Annotated in this window: 14 protein-coding genes; 4 read left to right on the plus strand and 10 right to left on the minus strand. The window is 38.4% G+C overall.

Annotation, left to right across the window (positions count from 1 at the left end; genetic code table 11):
- Positions 1–9 precede the first annotated feature (9 nt).
- The 3 genes from FL972_RS13585 to FL972_RS13595 all read right to left on the minus strand — a co-directional run bounded on the left by FL972_RS13585 (position 10) and on the right by FL972_RS13595 (position 4,910).
- Positions 10–2,418: an alpha-L-rhamnosidase-related protein gene (locus FL972_RS13585; protein ID WP_144606020.1), complete on the minus strand. Its 2,409-nt coding sequence runs from the start codon at positions 2,416–2,418 to the stop codon at positions 10–12.
- A gap of 292 nt (positions 2,419–2,710) precedes the next feature.
- Positions 2,711–3,880, minus strand: a complete 1,170-nt coding sequence (locus FL972_RS13590) for an ATP-binding protein (RefSeq protein ID WP_144606022.1) — start codon at positions 3,878–3,880, stop codon at positions 2,711–2,713.
- A gap of 97 nt (positions 3,881–3,977) precedes the next feature.
- Positions 3,978–4,910 carry a polysaccharide deacetylase family protein gene (locus FL972_RS13595; protein WP_144606025.1) on the minus strand — a complete coding sequence of 311 codons (933 nt, stop codon included), beginning with the start codon at positions 4,908–4,910 and terminating at the stop codon, positions 3,978–3,980.
- A gap of 95 nt (positions 4,911–5,005) precedes the next feature.
- Here FL972_RS13595 and FL972_RS13600 point away from each other — a divergent pair, with 95 nt between their 5' ends.
- On the plus strand, positions 5,006–6,439 hold the full coding sequence (locus FL972_RS13600) for a DASH family cryptochrome (RefSeq protein ID WP_144606027.1): 1,434 nt from the start codon (positions 5,006–5,008) through the stop codon (positions 6,437–6,439).
- A gap of 288 nt (positions 6,440–6,727) precedes the next feature.
- Here the strand turns inward: FL972_RS13600 and FL972_RS13605 are convergent, their stop codons facing one another.
- The 3 genes from FL972_RS13605 to FL972_RS13615 are packed head-to-tail and all read right to left on the minus strand — an operon-like array spanning position 6,728 to position 9,455.
- Positions 6,728–7,969 (minus strand): serine hydrolase, encoded by a 1,242-nt coding sequence (locus FL972_RS13605; RefSeq protein ID WP_144606029.1) that lies wholly within the window; start codon positions 7,967–7,969, stop codon positions 6,728–6,730.
- Positions 7,966–9,027 (minus strand): aminotransferase class I/II-fold pyridoxal phosphate-dependent enzyme, encoded by a 1,062-nt coding sequence (locus FL972_RS13610; protein WP_186300118.1) that lies wholly within the window; start codon positions 9,025–9,027, stop codon positions 7,966–7,968. Before FL972_RS13610 ends, FL972_RS13605 begins: the two co-directional genes overlap by 4 nt.
- Before the next feature lie 5 nt (positions 9,028–9,032).
- Positions 9,033–9,455, minus strand: coding sequence for a VOC family protein (locus FL972_RS13615; RefSeq protein ID WP_091653438.1), 423 nt, complete (start codon positions 9,453–9,455; stop codon positions 9,033–9,035).
- Positions 9,456–9,495: 40 nt separating this feature from the next.
- On the opposite strand from FL972_RS13615, the gene FL972_RS13620 reads away from it, so the two are divergent.
- Positions 9,496–10,398 carry a patatin-like phospholipase family protein gene (locus FL972_RS13620; protein WP_144606033.1) on the plus strand — a complete coding sequence of 301 codons (903 nt, stop codon included), beginning with the start codon at positions 9,496–9,498 and terminating at the stop codon, positions 10,396–10,398.
- Complete coding sequence (locus FL972_RS13625; RefSeq protein WP_317129947.1) at positions 10,373–10,999, plus strand: class I SAM-dependent methyltransferase; 627 nt, start codon at positions 10,373–10,375, stop codon at positions 10,997–10,999. Before FL972_RS13620 ends, FL972_RS13625 begins: the two co-directional genes overlap by 26 nt.
- Before the next feature lie 148 nt (positions 11,000–11,147).
- Here FL972_RS13625 and FL972_RS13630 read toward each other — a convergent pair whose 3' ends face one another.
- Both FL972_RS13630 and FL972_RS13635 read right to left on the minus strand, forming a co-directional pair.
- The gene (locus FL972_RS13630) at positions 11,148–13,616 is read right to left on the minus strand and encodes a non-ribosomal peptide synthetase (RefSeq protein WP_144606035.1); all 2,469 of its coding nucleotides are present in this window, start codon (positions 13,614–13,616) and stop codon (positions 11,148–11,150) included.
- Positions 13,606–14,373 (minus strand): hypothetical protein, encoded by a 768-nt coding sequence (locus FL972_RS13635; RefSeq protein WP_144606038.1) that lies wholly within the window; start codon positions 14,371–14,373, stop codon positions 13,606–13,608. Before FL972_RS13635 ends, FL972_RS13630 begins: the two co-directional genes overlap by 11 nt.
- Positions 14,374–14,733: 360 nt before the next feature.
- Between FL972_RS13635 and FL972_RS13640 the strand changes: the two genes are divergently transcribed.
- The gene (locus FL972_RS13640; RefSeq protein ID WP_144606040.1) at positions 14,734–15,336 is read left to right on the plus strand and encodes a trimeric intracellular cation channel family protein; all 603 of its coding nucleotides are present in this window, start codon (positions 14,734–14,736) and stop codon (positions 15,334–15,336) included.
- Positions 15,337–15,988: 652 nt separating this feature from the next.
- On the opposite strand, the gene FL972_RS13645 is transcribed toward FL972_RS13640, so the two are convergent.
- Together FL972_RS13645 and FL972_RS13650 are read right to left on the minus strand one after the other, a co-directional pair.
- Positions 15,989–17,149, minus strand: coding sequence for a DUF4221 family protein (locus FL972_RS13645; RefSeq protein ID WP_144606042.1), 1,161 nt, complete (start codon positions 17,147–17,149; stop codon positions 15,989–15,991).
- Complete coding sequence (locus FL972_RS13650) at positions 17,146–18,291, minus strand: DUF4221 family protein (RefSeq protein WP_186300119.1); 1,146 nt, start codon at positions 18,289–18,291, stop codon at positions 17,146–17,148. Before FL972_RS13650 ends, FL972_RS13645 begins: the two co-directional genes overlap by 4 nt.
- Positions 18,292–18,301 lie beyond the last annotated feature (10 nt).

Below are 18,301 nucleotides of genomic sequence, written 5' to 3' on the forward strand. Positions count from 1 at the left end.
CATTAAGGTTTAGTTTTCCCTTGCTTCAATTCTTGTTTTTTCCCCAGTCATTAAAATTCTACGATATCCATTCTGAGAATCGCTGCTGACTTCTTTGCCAAGGACTTTTACTTGTTGATAACTCTCAGGAATCTCAATTGAAAGCCCCCACTTTTTCTGGCTTTGATTGACCTCCATGATCAGATTCTTTCCTTTTTTCTCATAGGTTACGGTGATCTCATTTTCACCAACCTTTACACGCTCAATTTTGGCTTCTTGCCAATCACTTGGCATTTGAGGCCTTATGTGGATAACTTTATTTCCGGCATCTGGCTTTATCCCAAAAAACTGGCTGACTATCGGAATGGCATAGCTATACAAGTTCCAAGCCTGGGTAAACATTCCATAGTCTGGAGAAACCTCGTAGATTGATCCGGGTAAGGCAAATCCAAAACTTCTTGTCATTCGCTTTAGGTAATCCAAAGCCTGGTCTGGATTCCCATAATTATTTTCCCCAATGGCAGACACCCCCGTAGGCAATGTCATCACAGCACCGGTGTAGGAGAATACTTTGCTCCCGGTAAAAGAACCATCTTCCAGCTCAGCACTTTCATCCCTATCTATGCCAGTTACAAATACTCCAAAGGGATTGGTATATTTTCTTCCTGTTTTTAAGGCGGTTTGGGCTTTTTCAGGATCGGCCACTCCGACTTCCATAGGAGTATTGACCACCCAATTATGATACAATACAAAGCCCTGTTTTTGATCCTTCGGTAATGTGGATAACTTTGATTTAGTAGCTTTTAATTCTTCCACAGCCCAAGGTTTATTCAAAGTATCTGCCCGAATAATGGCTCCATCAATCAAATGAATGGCCTCATCTGCAGTTCCAATAAAATCGGCATAGCTTCCAAATTCTGGGACCCAAAATTCTGCATTGATTTTTTCAGCCAGCGCATCTGCTGTTTGTTGATAACTTTCAGAAAGGGTTGTTTTTCCTAAAATTTCAGCCATTTGAGCAGCATCTGCAAAAGCTTTGTAACTGTAAGCAGCCACATCGATCATTTCTGATTCCAGTCCGTGGATTTCCATCATACCATAGCCATCAGCTAGTAGATTCCCGTCTGAATCATTCTCCTCTAAAAGCCATTTGAGCCCTTTTTCTACAGAGGGAAAATATTTTTCCAAAAATTCTCTATCTCCAGTCCATCGATAAACCTCCCAAATAGTGGATGCCCACTGAGGAGTTTCATTAATATTTCCCGGATTGAATACCACTCCATTGGTGGAGGCTTCATGGATAATCCTTCCATTGCCATTGGTTTTTTCTGACAGATTGTGGATAAGTTCTAGGGTGGAATAAACTAATTCTTTTCTGCCAGTAGCAAGCAATCCTTGTATGGTGTACTCGCTATCTACTCCAAAAAACCAGGGATAATCGGGCAATCCTGCTCCAAATCCCCGACCCATTCCAGGCACTTCCCGCACCAACCAATCGGTATTGTATTTGGTCCATTCGTAGGCTTTCTGCAATTCTTTGTCAGGTATGTTTATTTGGGAATCTTCAAAAATAGACTGGTACCTCTCCTTCTTCGCATACCAATCATTGGAAAGATTATCTCGTAAATCAGCCAAGGTCTCCATGGCTTTGAGTTCGCTTTCAGTTGATCCTGCAATAAAAATGGGTACCACCAATTCGGAATTCGCTGGAATCGTAATAGTTACAGCGAAAGCAGCGGATGCTCCCTTCCCCTTGGATTCAAAGGCACAAACGGATTCCTGGGGACTTATTGGAACTCCAGCTTCTGTTCCCCAAACTGCAAACCAATCATTTCCCTGATCTTTTGCGGTAAATGTACCAGTCAGTTGATTGAAAGAGATTTGATCTTCCTCATCCTCCATTCCATTTTCTTCCCCCAGCCAAACGGGTCTTAAATCGGCTTGGGCATTCCAAGAAAAATCAAAGCTAGTTTCGGTCTCTCCCGTATTTTCAAAGCGGTATAAAACCACCACTCCTTCTCGTCCGTCTGGTACAAAATGAAGACGATCTACGATTAGGTCTTTTGCTACTTCCCCAAAATGGACCACATTGCTAAAGGGGTAATTGGTGAATTTTTGAGCATTTTCAAAGCATTTAGTTTGTCCATTAATGGATAATTGAGCAGCAAAACCATCCATCAATTTAATTGGGTGCAACCAGATACCGCCCATTTCTCCTTCTACATGCCAGCCTAAATCTGGAAAAGTTCCATCCTGATGCCCAACCAAATACATTCGGTCTCCGGCAGCCACAAAAGGGGAGTTGAGGTAGTTCTTTTTCCCCTCAAGTCCTTCCTGATTTTCAAGGTCTTGGAAAATTCGGGAAAGAGAATCTGGTTGAATTTGGCAACTCCAGCATAATGCTAAGAGCTGAAAAACTAGTAGGCTTTTTCTGAACATCGTTCCTTATTTATTTATTCAGTTTTTTCCATTTCAAGGTAAAAAATCTATGTATGTAGGGTTCTTGTCTGTATTTTATTGAAGTTCAACTCAAATTGTTTTGTATTCATTCACCAATCTAAGGACTTCACTTATTCAATTTAATTTCCTTCTCGATTTTTAGATCATTAGCCAATAAGGTCTGTTCCCCCTGATTTATGGGGAATCTGATTAACACCATTTTGAATGGTAAAACCTGATAATTAAGAGGAAAAAACAATTCTGGGTGTGAACATTCAAGTGTTTTTTAAAATCAATACATCAACCCAAAATGCCATAATGGAATAGTGTTGAGAAAGCCTACTTCAAGATCGTCTTTGACTAGATATCCCTTTTCGGAGCCTTTAAATTGCTTTTCTTTCTTATTTTTTCCCCCTATTTCGAAATCCATGTCATCTATCTTAAAATCAACTACTGTAGATGCCGTGACCTCATGCTTAATCTTTACTTGATTGAGAAAAAAGGTTTCTCGGATATTACCCATATTTTTATTTTCACCCGCAAGATCAAATACTAAATTGGTATTGTCTAAATATATTTTCTCGACCTTTCCTAAGGCCCGAACTCCGGTGGTTTGACTTCTCAATTGGGAGATCATGCCCGCTTCTTCCAAATAGAGTAGGTAGTCGGCAATATTGTTTCGACTAATAGTTAACATTTCGGCTATTTTGCTCATGTTGGGCTTGAAAGGGACACTTTGTGAAACGATTGCCAATAATTGCTTTAATTTCCGTCCTGTCGAAACGTTCATTTGGGCATAAGTAGGGATATCCACCTCTAGGGTCTGATTGATTACTTGACGTAATTTTATTTCAAAGTCTTCTTCCTTCGCAAAAGGGTAATATCCATTTTTCAGGTAATTCCTAAATAGGGGAAGAGGATGTGGAAGGTGAGGTAAATTGACCTGTTGATTCACAATCTCCTCAATGGAGTAAATTGGCGTCTCTATTTGATGAAATAACCTCAAATATTCACGAAAGGATAAACCTTGCATCGAATAGACCACTGCTCTCCTGCTCAAGTCAGAACTCCCTTTTTTAATATCAAGAATTGAGGATCCTGAAAATGCTACCTTTAGCTCTTGATGATAATCGTAAATTAGTTTGATTTCTTTAGACCAATCAGGGTATTTGTGAATTTCATCAATAAATAAATGTTTGCCTCCAGCTTTTACAAATTCATTTGCTAAATCTAACAAGCGATGTTTGGCGAAGTAAAAGTCCTCTGCTGTTACATAGAGTGTTTCTTGTGGATTTAGATTTTTCTTGATGTGCTGTAAAATAAGCGTTGTTTTTCCTACCCCTCTGGGCCCAACTAAACCGATTAACCGATTATTCCAATTAATCGAATCGTATGCATAGCGAGTAAATGCACTATCAATTTGATTGATTAACTGCCTTGAATAGTGAAACAACTGATCCATCTCAAAAATTTATGAACAAAGATACTGATTTTGCACTCTGACAGTGCAATTTTTGTCGATTTTTGCACTCTTATAGTGCATAATCTAGTGTCAGCTCTTATAAAACCTTTCCGATCTCCCGCCAAGTGATCAATTTAATATGCTGTTCTTCCAATAATTTCTTAGCCTGTTCACTGGTGAAAAAGTCATAATCCTTTTGTCTCCAGGGTGCGTGAAATGCATCATGGCCCGAAGTTACTGCATTCATCTCAGCATCGTCAAAGGCTAAATGTAATAATAGCACATGCACTCCAGCCGGTAAATTCTTCAATGCATGCGTGTAAAACTCTTCCATACCATTTGCATAAGCTTTTTCATCAGCCATGATAATCTGGTCAATGATGGGAAGCTTTTGGATTTCCAAGCCTTCAAATAGTGCTGGATTGGGTTCAATAAATCCTTTATAAATCTCCTGATTAATCATCGCTGGTATATTGTATTCCAAAGCCAGCTTCACATAAATCCTCATATATTCTGGACGTCCATAAAACATGCAACCCATATGGGAATCGAGATGGGTGACCTCAATTCCCATGGCTTTTGCACTTTCAATTTGAGCTCTGACTTCCTTTTCTACTTGTTCGGGACTGGCATTTTGAGCCACCTCTGCACAACTTGGAAACATATGCCCGAGTGGATTGACGAGTCCGGGAACATCTGTCTTCCCGGCTTCCGGTCCCCAATTATAATGGAGCCATTCATTGGTTAGCGTAATATGAATTCCTATGTCCGTGTTTTTGATGCTTTTGGCCAATTCAGCTACCTCTTTAGACCAGGCTGCCGGAACCATCATGCTTGTTGAGGTCACCAATCCATTTTGAATAGCTTGAAAAGTTGCCAGGTTTTGTGAATGGGAAACGCCCACATCATCACCATGAATGATTAATAATTTGTCTTCCGCAGCATAGCCCAGTTTTTCTTGCAGGCTTTGTGCAAAGTTTATGATTGGGATGAATACAAGCAGAAAACAAATGAAGTGGGAGATTTTCATGATGAGTTTAAATTTTCCTGAATTTAAAGAAAATAGAGAGAAATGAATTTTAAAAATACCTCAAACACTTGCCTTAAACAGCCTGTTTAACAATCATGAAGTATCAAAGAGCTATAGTTTGGTTTAGAAATGATCTGCGCCTGACGGACAATGAAACCCTTCATCAAGCTTTGGCCATGGCCAGAGAGGTGATTCCGGTTTATTGTTTTGATCCCAGAAATTTCGAAACTACTAAGCTGGGTTTTTCTAAAACAGGTCCTTTCAGAGCCCAATTTTTATTTGAATCTGTTTTGGATTTGAGGAAAAATTTAAGAGAAACTGGCGCCGATTTGATTCTTCTAAGGGGGAAACCTGAAGTAGAGTTGATCACGCTAGCTAGCCGAATTAAGGCGGACGCTATTTTTTATTCAGAGGAAGTAACTGATGAAGAAAAAAAGGTGGACGAAGCTTTGGATCAGGCTGCTTGGGGAAAAGGAATTGCTACAGAGTCCTATTGGATCAGCACCCTGTATCATATAGAGGATTTGCCTTTCCCTGTTTCCCAAGTACCGGAAGTATTTACGGCATTTAGAAAAGCTGTGGAAAAGATGGCTTCAATCAAGCCTGTTTTTTCCAAGCCCGATAAAATTAATTTTCCAGCAGAAGATTTATTACCCATGTCTGGAGTATTGCCAGACCTGAAAACATATGGACTGGAGGAACCTGAGACCGAGCCCAGAGCGGTGATGGAGTTAAATGGTGGAGAGAGTGCCGGTTTAGGGCGAATCCAGTCCTATATATGGGAAAAAGATCTTCTGAAAATATATAAAGAAACCAGAAATGGATTGATTGGAGGAGATTACAGTTCTAAGCTTTCCCCTTGGCTAGCTTTAGGCTGTATTTCTCCTAGAACCATTTTTGAAGAAGTAAAGCGCTACGAAAAAGAGCGCAAAAAGAATCAAAGTACCTATTGGTTGATTTTTGAATTGATCTGGAGAGACTATTTCCGGTTCATTAGTAAAAAGCATGGGAATCAAATATTTCAAATTGGAGGTATAAAAAAACAAGAGGACTCCTGGAGAAGAGATAGTGCTCTATTTGAGCGCTGGTGTGAGGGGTTGACAGGAGTCCCTTTTGTGGATGCCAATATGCGGGAATTGAAAAATTCGGGATTCATGTCCAACCGTGGAAGGCAAAATGTCGCCAGTTTTTTGGTCAATGATTTGGGAATAGATTGGACTTGGGGAGCCAGCTATTTTGAAAGTATGTTGATAGATTATGACGTTTGCTCCAATTGGGGAAATTGGATGTATGTAGGCGGTGTTGGGAATGACCCCAGAGAAAATCGCTATTTCAATATCCTTCGACAAGGCAAAAACTATGATCGAAATGGGGAGTATGTTCGGCTATGGATTCCAGAGCTAAAATCCATTAATGGTTTCGACATTCACCACCCTTGGGAAATGACAAACAAAGAATTGAGGGAATTAGGGATTTCTTTGGGAGGGAGTTATCCACACCCTTTGGTCAAAATGCAGAGTTATTCTTAACTAGGAAAAGTGTGGATAAGTCACTCTTTTTTTTGATGCTTATTCCTGATTTTTTCACGATAAGAGGGGTTGAGCCTCCAAAAAATAATATATGAGAAGGCCATCCACCCAACCCAGTAAAAACATACGATTGGGATTGTCATAGGATCATAAAGAAACCCCCAATCTATTCCAAACTTTAGTCTATAATTTCCTAAGCTTACTATAGTTTGGCCAATTGCCACTACAAGCGCATAAATTGAATAATGCCTGAAGAATAACTTTCCTTCTATCAGTTTAAATTTCATCTTAATTATTGATATAAATCAATTTCAAGTCAGACCAATCTGGATTGATTCCTTTTTTTCTCTTCAACTCCATTTGATAAAGGTATTCCCCAAGTTCTGTGAAAAACGGAAGCCCGATTTCATCATACTCGTATTGATCATCATTCAGCGTTTCATCATTATTCACATAAATAATGGCTGAGACGATGAATTCTACATTGTTTTCAAAATCTGCGAAATAACTTCCATCAATCAAATGTCCATAAGCCCATCCAGTCTTATTGAAAATCCGGAATTGTTCAGGAATGGGTTTTTTGTCTGTTCCAAATTTGAAAAACTTGGAATAGCTATCATAATATTCTTCCCCTTGATAGCTTGGAAAATCCGACTCTCTGGGTAGCATACTCATATATTTCAGAATGAATTTTCTGTGTTCCTCATTGAGTTGAAATCGCTCCGGTTCCAAAAAGGCCTGTGGAAAAACTATCCGCTGAATGACTCCATGTAGATCGCTGAGCGCAAATTTATTTTTAAACGTAAATTCCATTCCAGCATTGATCAGAGAATCTCCGGAGTAATAAGCTCTTCCAATTATTGGTTTTTCAGGATTTGAATAGATAGCCTTACTTTCCCTTTCTGGTAATTCGAGAATGATATTTCCGCTTTTATCCACAAATTTGATTGGGTTGAAATAGCGGTTTTCAATTTCATTCGCCGGGAAGCTCAATCGGTGGTTGATGAGAGTATGATTGAGTCCCTTTTCCGCTAATTTTTGATTGATGTAATCTTGGCCTAATAGCTCATAAAGTCTATTGTATGCGTCATTATCAGAAACCAATAAGATCTTCTTGATGTAATGAGCTATGCTTGGAAGAGAGTCTTTGGACGACTTATCCACATAAGCTGGCACTTGAGAAGGTCGCACTGAATCGATTAGCATGATGCTGTTCATATCCAAGTTATCCACATCCTGCTCTTCTAGCCACTCCAAAGCCAAAATGGCTACCGGCAATTTTACGGTTGAGGCAGGATAGAAATACCGTTCATCATCCAAATTGAATTCATGCGTGTCAAACATGGGAACTCCATGTTCATTTCTGTCAATTTTGGAATAAAGAATTTGAACTTGGTATTTATCGGCAGAGTCTAATACTCTTTTTAAAATTGGATAATCAGAAAGATCTCCCTGAAAAGGTTGATTGTGTTGTTTGCCGCAGGAACTTAGAAAAATTGATAGTATGATTAGATAAAATAGTTTTTTCATTCCTTTTGGAGTTGATAAAGTGTATTGACAAGATAAAAAAGATCATCGAATTCATGAAAAGCTGAAATGACGATGCGGTTGATATGTGGACTGCTTTGGGTGGGATAAGGAAAGGAGGATATGATGATGCCTGCATTTTCAAGTTTGGATACCCAATCAGCTTTATCAATGGTGAATGCCGGAAAATTTCTTGAGCCTTTTATGCCTTTGAATCTTGAAATTTCCTGAGCAAAAATCCCACAATAATCTTGTAATTGGCTTTTGGATTTTTCATAAATGGATTGGGTTTCCATGAAGGTAAGAAGATGCGCAGGAGATCCGGGAGATGCCCCCCCATATAAGGGTGTTGACTTGATCGCTTCTATGCTCTCTTCACTTCCCAAAATAATTCCTGCCGGTAAAGCAAGTGCTTTTCCAAGCGACCCTGAAACTATCAGCTTGATCCCTGGATCTTTCCACTGGGAATAGGTTCCAAAGACACCTCTGCCCACTACACCAAAAGCATGGCTATCATCTATGAGTAGACTGATTGAGTTTTTTTCTGCTAAATCCTTTACCCAGGAATAATCGTGGATTTCACCCAATAATGGATCCACTGCATTTCCAATCAATAAAATCCTCTTACCATTTGATTGACTGGCTTGTTCTTGACAAGCTAATTTCCATTGATTAAAATTTAATTGAGTATTACTAGAATATCCATTGGGAATCACGGCTGCATGGGTATTGGGAGCGATCCAGATTTCTTCGGCCAATTCCGCCAAATGTTGAGTTGCTGCAATTCCTGCCAAATAGCCGGAACTGAGAACGGCTGATTTTGGGGCTTTGGCTTCTTGGGCAAAAAACTCTTCGAATTCATCAAAGATTTTGAGCCGGATATTATTGACCCGGCTTTGCCCGTGATTGGCCCCTAAGTCAAACAGGTTTTTAGCTAAAACTTCCAGAAACTCCACATTCTGCCCAATTCCCAAATAGGAGGTGCCACTGAAATAAAGGTAAGATTTACCCTCTATTTCAATGACTCGATCGATTCCCTTTTGGATATATTGTGGCTTCAAATCTCTTATTTGGCAAAAATTTGTGATTCGTCCTGAAAGGATTTGAATTCTAGGGCATTGCCGCAAGGATCCAGGAAAAACATGGTCGCCTGCTCTCCCACTTCACCTTTGAATCTGATATAGGGCTCAATAACAAACTCAATTCCATGGTTTTTTAATTTGTCTGCCAGTGCATGCCATTCATCCCAAGGCAAAATTGCACCAAAGTGTCTTACGGGTACATTTTTCCCATCTACCTCATTGGTCTTTGCATTTGCCAACTCATCCGGCTTGATATGAGCAGAAAGCTGATGACCAAAAAAGTTGAAATCTATCCATTTATCGGTACTTCTGCCGATATCACATCCCAGTAAATCACCGTAGAATTTTCTGGTTTCTTCTATATCCCGAATAGGGAAAGCCAGGTGAAAGGGTTTAAATTGGCTCATAATGTGTACTTTCGTTCAGTAATTTTTATACCCTAAAGATATGGCAAAAAAGAAGAAAGTTTCACTGGTTTTGAGCAGCGGTGGAGCTAGAGGATTAGCGCATGTGGGGGTGATTGAAGAGTTGGAAAAAAGAAATTATGAAATTGCTGAAATAGCAGGTTGCTCTGCCGGCGCTTTGGTGGGGGGAATGTATGCGGCAGGCAAGATGGAGGATTTTAAAAATTGGATCTGCAATCTGGACCGGATTGATGTTTTTTCTTTGATGGATTTTACCTTTTCCAGTCGTGGATTTATCAAAGGAGAAAAAGTGTTTTCGGCTTTAAAAAATGTGGTGGAGGATTGTCAGATTGAAGATTTGAATCTTCCTTTTTCCTGTAATGCGGTAGAGGTGCACTCAGGCAAGGAAATCATTTTTAATAGCGGAAGTTTGTATACAGCCATAAGAGCTTCTGGAAGCATTCCTTCAGTTTTTGTTCCTGCAGTAGTCGAAAAGCAAATTTTGGTAGATGGAGGAGTTTTAAATCCTATTCCTCTTTCACTGATCAGAAAGCGGGAAGACACCATTTTGATGATTGTGGATGTGAATGGATTGGATCAGGATTATGTTGCTCCTCCTAAAAAGGATGCTGAAGGGAACCGTTTCATCACCTTACCAGCCTGGCTGAGAGAGTATAAAAATAAAATGAGTCAATACTTTCCGGAGGAAAAACCTGAAGATAAAGAAATCAGCTATTCTACGCTCAATTTGGTCAAGCGCTCTTTCGACTTGCTTCAGGATAGGTTTTGTGAACTCTTATTGGAAAAACATGCTGTGGATATTCAGGTGAAAGTGGCCAGAAAACAGGCTGGAACTTTGGAATTTCACCGCTCTGCTGAATTGATTGAAATTGGAAGGGAAAAGGCTCAAAAGGCTTTAGATGATTGGGAGCATGGAAATCAATGAGCTAAATCGTTTATTGGGGAATGTGGATATCTACCTACTGGATCAGATATTGAAAGGTAGATTTACCAAGGATATGAAAATTTTGGATGCGGGTTGTGGGGAGGGCAGAAATACAGTCTACTTCGTCAATCAGGGATATCAGATTTTCGGAATTGACCCTGATGAGTTAGCGATTCAGTATTGTCGCTTTCAGTCAAAAAGCTTAAAGAAAGAGTATGATGCCCATCGATTTCAAATTGGGAGACTGGAAGAAATTCCTTTTCACGCTGAGGCATTCGATGTAGTGATTTGTTCGGCTGTTTTACATTTTGCCAAAAATGTGGATAACTTCAGGCAAATGATTTCCGAAATTTATCGGGTTCTAAAACCCGGTGGGATTTTCTGGTTTAGAATGTGTACCGGCTTTGGGGGAATTCTAAATTCCGCTAAAGAAATAGGAAATGGGTTTTTTGAATTGCCTGACGGGTCAGAGCGATTTGTTTTGCAGACTAAGGACTTGGAACAAGTACTTGATTTAGGCTTTGAATATGTGGAAGAGCCTAAAACAGTGTTGGTCTTAGATCAGAGAGAAATGGGGGTTTTTGTAATGAGAAAAATATAGCAGGTTTTTGTTTCCTGAATTTCCACAGTCATGCCTTTTAGGATCTTTTCTTAACTGGCTAGAAGACATTAGCGTCAGGATTCTGATCTTTTAATCTGATCCTACCTTATATTTTTTACTTACTCGCTGAATTTCGGATGTACTTTTTTCATTTAAGAGAAACTTTCCTCTTCGAGTATTCATCTACAAATTCGGAAATATGGCTAACAACTAAATCACTATATTTTTCCGATAGGCCGTCCAAATGATCTCCTTGTATTTTAACCAAATCAAATTTATCCCGGCAGATATTTTTCCAATTAGCCACGCTCTCTCTAGAAGTCATTACTGATGCGGTTGAATAAAAATAAAGAAGGTTTGGAATCATCTTTAAAGGTTTTGTTTGGGCTAAAAATTCATGGATACTTTTTTCAAATGGGCTTATAGGTGCTTTTTCAAACTGTACTTTTTTGGAGCCAAACTGAAGTGCTAGTTTCCAAACTTTACTTGAGGCTTCTCTGAATGGCAAGCTTTTAAATTGATGAATAATTGGATTTATTCGATTTATTAAAGGTATTTGATTTTTATTTCCTATGTGATACCAAGGAGTATCAAAGAAGATACCTGCACCATCATTTAGTTTTTCTAAGATCTTGGAAGCGACAAAACCATTAAAACTCGTGGCAATAAGAATGGGGTTCTTATAGGGTCTCAAGATTTCAGTCAATTCTTCTAAAATAAATTCCTCCTTAAACCCATTCAGTATTTTGAATTGGTCAACTCTTAAATAAGCTAGGTTAACCTGATTTTTAAGAAAATTATTTTTTAGTAAGACATTATAAGAATAATAAAGGCCTGTTTCTATCAAAAATATGGAGGGCTTTTTGGGATCGTAATCAGAGTGGATCCAATGAATATGGGGAAATTTTTGTGAAACATTTGAATTTAGATAATTGGCCAACTTTAGAATACTTCGGTATTGAAATATTGCTTCGTCTTCAATCTTTTGATTGAGAGCTATTTCCAGTTCATCAACAATTAAAACACTCTGTAAAGAAGACCCTCCTAAATCTTTAAAAAAATCGGCTTCTAAATTGGTAATTGTAATCCCCAGATGGGTAGACCAAATTTTATGAATAGTTTTTACAAGTGGATCTTTAAGCTTAGAATTAACGAAGTCAAACTCTTTTTCTTGACTCATTTGAAGTAGTGAGTCTGTATCTACCTTTCCATTAAAATTTAAAGGGAAGTTGCTTACTTGAAGGTAGCTTCTTGGCCAAATATCTAAATCTTTTATTTTCGTTAATTTATTTAGAAGCTTTTCTTCAGGTTCAATTTTATTCATTTCCAAACAAGCAATCACATATTTATTCCCATACATATCCGTACGCGTGATAATTTTGCAAGAAATCGCATGTACAGCTTGTTGTATTTCACTTTCAAGTAACTCCAAATCAACCCACTTTCCATTGATTTTCTGTAAAGAATTGACTCTACCGGTAAGAACTAGATATTGACCCTCTGAAATAAAACCTCTGTCTCCTGTTTTGTAAATTCTATTTTGGCCACTTTTTGAGTGAGCTTGTATTTCTTTATTGATGAAATAACCCAAGCTTATGTAAGGTGAATAAATCACAACTTCACCTTCTTCCAAAGGCTTGCAGTTTAGTCCTTGAGCATTAATTATTTTAACCTGTTTGTTTCTTACTGGAAATCCATCGTGTATTTGAAAAGAAGATCTGGATTGAATTTTATGTTGGCTTATTGTCCTTGTTTCTGTACTTGCATATGCGAGTTGAAGTATACAGGAACTTGGGAAATTTTTACAGAATAGCTGAAAATCATTGGCTAAAACCGGCTCACCTGAAAGGCATAAAAATCGAATTGACTTAGTATAATCAGAAAGTTCAAATTTTTGAATTTTACAAAGAGTTCGAAATGCTGAGCAAGTTAGGGTAGCAAAACTTACTTGATTTTTTCTCCAAAATTCCGGGATTTTGTCAAGGCTTTTATCGTTCAAGCTATAAACAGCTATGCTAGCACCACTTATCAAGGCCGGGAAAATGCTGGCCAAGGAGGAACTAAATGATGGTGCAAAAACAAAATCTAGGGTATCACTTTCAGAAATATGATTCTCTTCTTGTTGTCTTAGGGTGTCTTCAATAATAGACTGGTAATCATGGACTACAAACTTGGCAGAACCTGTACTGCCCGAAGTAGCATAGACGCAAAATAATTGTTCCTTAAGATCTGTGTTTTTCCACCAAGAATTAAGTTTCCCAGGCCTAGATTCAAAGAATTCGGGGAATCTTAATCTGGGACATTTAAAGTTTTCTTGCAAAGAATCAGAGATTAACAATTTCACCGGAACATGATCTACCCATTTATTTTCTGGATCTGGGGGTATAAAAAAAAAGTAATTGTTGGAAAGCAGTACTCCAAGACAAGCAATGATACTATCGGATTTTTCATTTAAAGAAATACCTATGCATTGCCTTTGAATTCCTATTGATTGAATTAATGAGGCAATAGATTTAGCTTTTCTTACAAGAGTTGAATAGTTAATAGTTTCCGATTCTGATTTAATAGCAACTTTTACAGGAAAAGATTCACTGATTTGAATAATTTCAGACAGCATACTGATAGACTAAAATTTCTTCAGAAAGAGACATTCCTGATTTGATCATATTTTGATGACTAATGCTATTTTTATAGGCCCACGAAAAAATAGGCCTATTTTCAAATTGTATCCTTAAATGTTTGATTCTATTGGTAAGAATTACTTTGTGAAGACCCAAGTTCCGGTAAGATTTTTGGATTGCTGCTACTGATAAAATGGAAAAAACAGGATCAAAATAAGTACCCGTTATGCCAACAAACTTGTCGTCATAAACAATAAAATAAAATTGTATGCCTTCGATTTTTAATTTTTGTCTAAAATTCTCTTCAACTGATTCGGCATGTCTGTTTTCGGCCTCAAAGCATTCAAGATAAAGCCATGAAAACCTGTCTATTGACTCTGCAGTAACTGGTTCAAGTCTTACTTTTTCATTATGAAAAAAAACCGGTTCTTCATGATGTTCAAGCTTCATAATGGCAATTTTCTCTTTCAATTGATATTTTGATTCTCCTTCCAAAATATTTTGAGAGAAGGTGTCCTTGGCATCAATTAAAATTTGATACTTTTTATCATTCGTATCTGCGTAAAAACTCTCAATTAAATTCAGAGCTTCCAAACTAATAATCTTCCCAATGCAATAGTTAAAATAATTGACTTGATTGAATTTTAATAAAGTCAATTCCCCATGTTTATTAATGGCGATTTCATTTTTTACTGATTCATTTTTTTGAAAAGCTGTTAATCTCATTAAATCATAATGGAGAAGTGAATTCATCTTTTTATTTAGGTTGGGTGCTGTTAGGGTAACTTGGCCTTGCCATCTTTAGGGCGCTATTTACAATCATTAGGGAGGTTTTCAAAGTAAACGAATGGGAAAGTACATCTAGAAAATTATGGTAGTTTAAGAAAAATTGTTTCTTAATGATTGCCATTATAACATACCGATAACATGAATTCTCTTGATGCTGAAATAACGAATGAATCAAGACTTCTATCCTCCTGTTGACTCAAGCTGGCTATATAATTGCACAGTCAAATATTCGTAGATTGAATGATCTGAGGTATTATGTTTTATCTAATAACTTTCGTTTTCTTACTAGAAGAAAATCGGATATCCATCTAATAGGCTTTAAAAATGACGCTTCAATACGTTCTTGAACTCGTAGGAACCTTTGTTTTTGCCATTTCCGGTGCACTTGCCATCCGGGAACGGGAGCATGATATGTTTGGAGCTGGTTTTACTGGTTTTATTACCGCCATAGGAGGTGGTACATTGAGAGATATTTTGTTGGATTCTTATCCCCTGGTATGGATTGGAGACATTCATTTTTTGTATTCCATTTTATTGGGAGTGATGGCCGCTTTTATATTTCCGAATTTTCTCAGCCGACTTCGGAAAACCTTTTTTCTGTTTGATACTTTGGGAATTGGCTTTTTTACCGTTTTGGGAGTTGAAAAAGCCTTGAGTTTGGGGGTCAGGCCTGAAATTGCGGCTATCATGGGAATGTTTACTGCGGTAATGGGTGGAGTGATCAGAGATACCTTAACGAATGAGACTCCGGTACTTTTCAGGAAGGAAATTTATGCTTCAGCTTGTCTGGCGGGCGCTGTTTTATATGTAGGCTTGAATTTTTGGGGACTGGAGAGGGATTACAATTTGTTGATTTCTATGTCATTGGTGATCAGTATTCGCTTGATTGCTATGAAGTATAAATTGAGCTTGCCAAGACTGGATTGAGGGTTGATGTGTAAGTGTGTAATTGATTAATCGAGTAATTGAAGAAAATCGCTGGTTGAGGTTGGCGACACTTCATTATTCATCATTGGGTGTTCGATGTTCGATATTTTTTTGATCTCCCGCAAAGAGCTGGTCGTCGCTGCGAGCGTAGTTTACGGAGCGCGGCAGTCTCATTATCTCTCGCGGCGGCACAGCGACGCAGCGGTTTAGATCTCCCGCAAAGTAGCTGAGAGGCAAAGAGTTTTTAAAGCTATGTTTTCTATAATTCCTTTCTGGTGGAAAAATGTCGAAGAACTGGAGTAGTTAAGAGTTATTGGTTATTGAGTTATTTTCAAACCAAGTTTTCACCCTTGTTTAAACCTATGTGCGCTATTGTAATTCCTATGTGGTTTAAAAAGTGCTCGCAGCGACGCAGCGGCGCAAAGCTTTTATCTCCCGCAAAGGATTCAAGAAGCAAAGTGTTTATGAAGCTATGTTTTCTATGCTTGTGTGGTCCACTTCTATTTTTAAACCACATAGAAAAGTAGCCCACGTAGCTTTTGTCGGACATATTTTTCCCGCAGATTTTCAAAGATTCTAGTCACAGACTTGAACCGATCTCAGTTTCTCCGCAGATAACCTCTTTTGCAACTTGGCTACTTAGCGGGAGGTTTTATTCTGAAATACTCGGCTTTATTCTCACAAATGCCACTTCATCATCTACATTTAAGAAACTATAAAGCATGCCATCTCTTACAAATGTTTTATAAGCAATCTTATAATCTTTCGGCAGCAGAACTTCTGACACCTGATCAAATTCCTTATTGAAAGCTGTCAACACAGTTTTATAAACAAGGGAATCACCTACCATTTTATCCATCTCCGAAGACAATCGCCAATATAGGTTGTTCTTTTTGTCAAACATTAGAGGACCGTATTTCACATACTTTTTAGTTTCCTTGGCAAGTCGCTCATACTCCTCTTGACTTTCCACTCGCTTTGGAAAATTAATTTTTGCCTCTTGGCTTGTAAATTGGCTTTCGTAGGTTTTTGAGTTCAATGAGTCGGTTTTCCAACTGTAAAACTTTAATTCATTTTTGGACCTGGTAGAAAGAATCAAGGTGTCATTTTTTACTTGAAGAAGATAACTATCCAAAATAGCCCCCATAGGATAATCTGGATATTCCGGTAAATAAAGGCTAGTTCTGTATTTTTCCATCTTGGAAATAAATTCCAGAGGCTTATACTGAAATGTTTTATTTTCCAAGTCAAAAATCACCATGCCGAGTGGAGCCTTTTCCAGTTTTTTATCTGCGTATAAGGCAACCAGTGTTTTACCATCCTCCGATAATGCTTCGTTGAGATCGACTCTCAAGTCTTCAGGGAGCTTTTCTCCTTCAAAATCATGTTCAGCATAATTCAAATTTTCAAGTTTGGTGCCCTCCAAGTCAAAATGGTACAGGTCGTAATTATCCGACAGGTAAATAGTTCCATCTTCCATGGCATAAACCTTGTTGAAATAGGAATGTCGAATGGAATTTGGGCCATCTAAGTAAAATGGAATTATCCTTTCAAGCTGAAGCTTTTCCAGATTGATAATTTCCAACCCGGGCTCTTTGGCTCCGGTTTGGAAGTTGTACAAGTATTTTTCATCCTTTGATAAGTCCGAACTGGTCAGACTCCAGTTTACATGGATAAACTGATCACCAGCATCGACAAAAACAGTATCGAGGCTGTAGGTAATTTCTAGCTTTCTAGCTGTTTCCTTATCAGAATCTTTCTGGTTACATGAAAAAGTCACAAAAAGAATCCCTGCAAAAAGTAATCTTCTCATTTAATTTCTGGTTTTACTCTTACAAATGCCACTTCATCGTCAATATTCAAAAACTTCCACAGCCTTCCTTCAAGATAAAATCCAGGTTCGAAAAACAAGACTCCCTCCGGTAAAAGTGTTTCACCCACCTGATTTATTTCCGAATCAAAGGCTGTCAGGATATGCTTGTAGATAATGGTATCCCCCGCAGTTATCCGCTCCAAATCACGGTGAACTCTCCAAAATTTATTCTGTTCAGGATCATGGATCAACCTACCAAAACTGACCTCTTTGTTTTTTTCCTTCATTGCTGCTCTAAATTCTTCTGGTGAACTTGCCTGCATTGGGAAATTTCCTTTTTTGCTATTAGAACTCAACTGGCTCTCATAGCTTCGACTGATCAAGCTGTCCTGCTCTAAGATCCATTGCCAGATTTGATTTTTGGCACTGCTGGTGATCAGAATTTTGTCATCGAGCACTCTGACCCGGTTTTGCTCAGGCGCTTTCGCCATTCCTCCTCCATTCATCTCAAAACTGATTTCAAAGTCTGAGGTAAATTGCAAAAAGTCAGAGGGGAATAAGCGAAGCGATTGATCACTTAAGTCGATTTTCACTAAACCAAGAATTTTGCTGTCAAAACCCTGGGTACCGTAGAATCCATAAAATAGTTTGCCGTCGCGGGTATCCAAACTGGACACATTTATTTCTTCCTCCTCAGCCAATTCATCCCCTTGCCATTCAATTTCGCCCAATTTGTGAGTAGAGATCTTTTCACCGGACTTAGCCACATGATGAATGCCTACAAAGTCATAAAAAAGCACACTTTCATCCGGAAGTACTTGGATGCGCATGATAAAGCCGCCTCCAATGCCATTGGGCCCTTCTTTCTCGTATTGGCGAACCTCTTTCAATTTCAGGTTTTCCAAGTCTATGATTTCCATGACCATCTCTTGATTATTGAAATTGTAGAGGAGTTTCTGGTCTTTATCCACATCCGACATACTGAGACTATAGCGGACAAAAAAGAAATGATCTCCCGCATCCACCATGACCGTGTCGATCTCATAGGAGATTTCTAGATTTTGATTGGAACTTGAATTTTCTGGATCGCCTCCACAGGAAATCAGGAAAAGGATCAAAAAGTAGATAGGTAGATTTTTCATAATAGTTGGT

It is taken from the genome of Algoriphagus algorifonticola, assembly GCF_007655305.1.
Taxonomy (GTDB): domain Bacteria; phylum Bacteroidota; class Bacteroidia; order Cytophagales; family Cyclobacteriaceae; genus Algoriphagus; species Algoriphagus algorifonticola.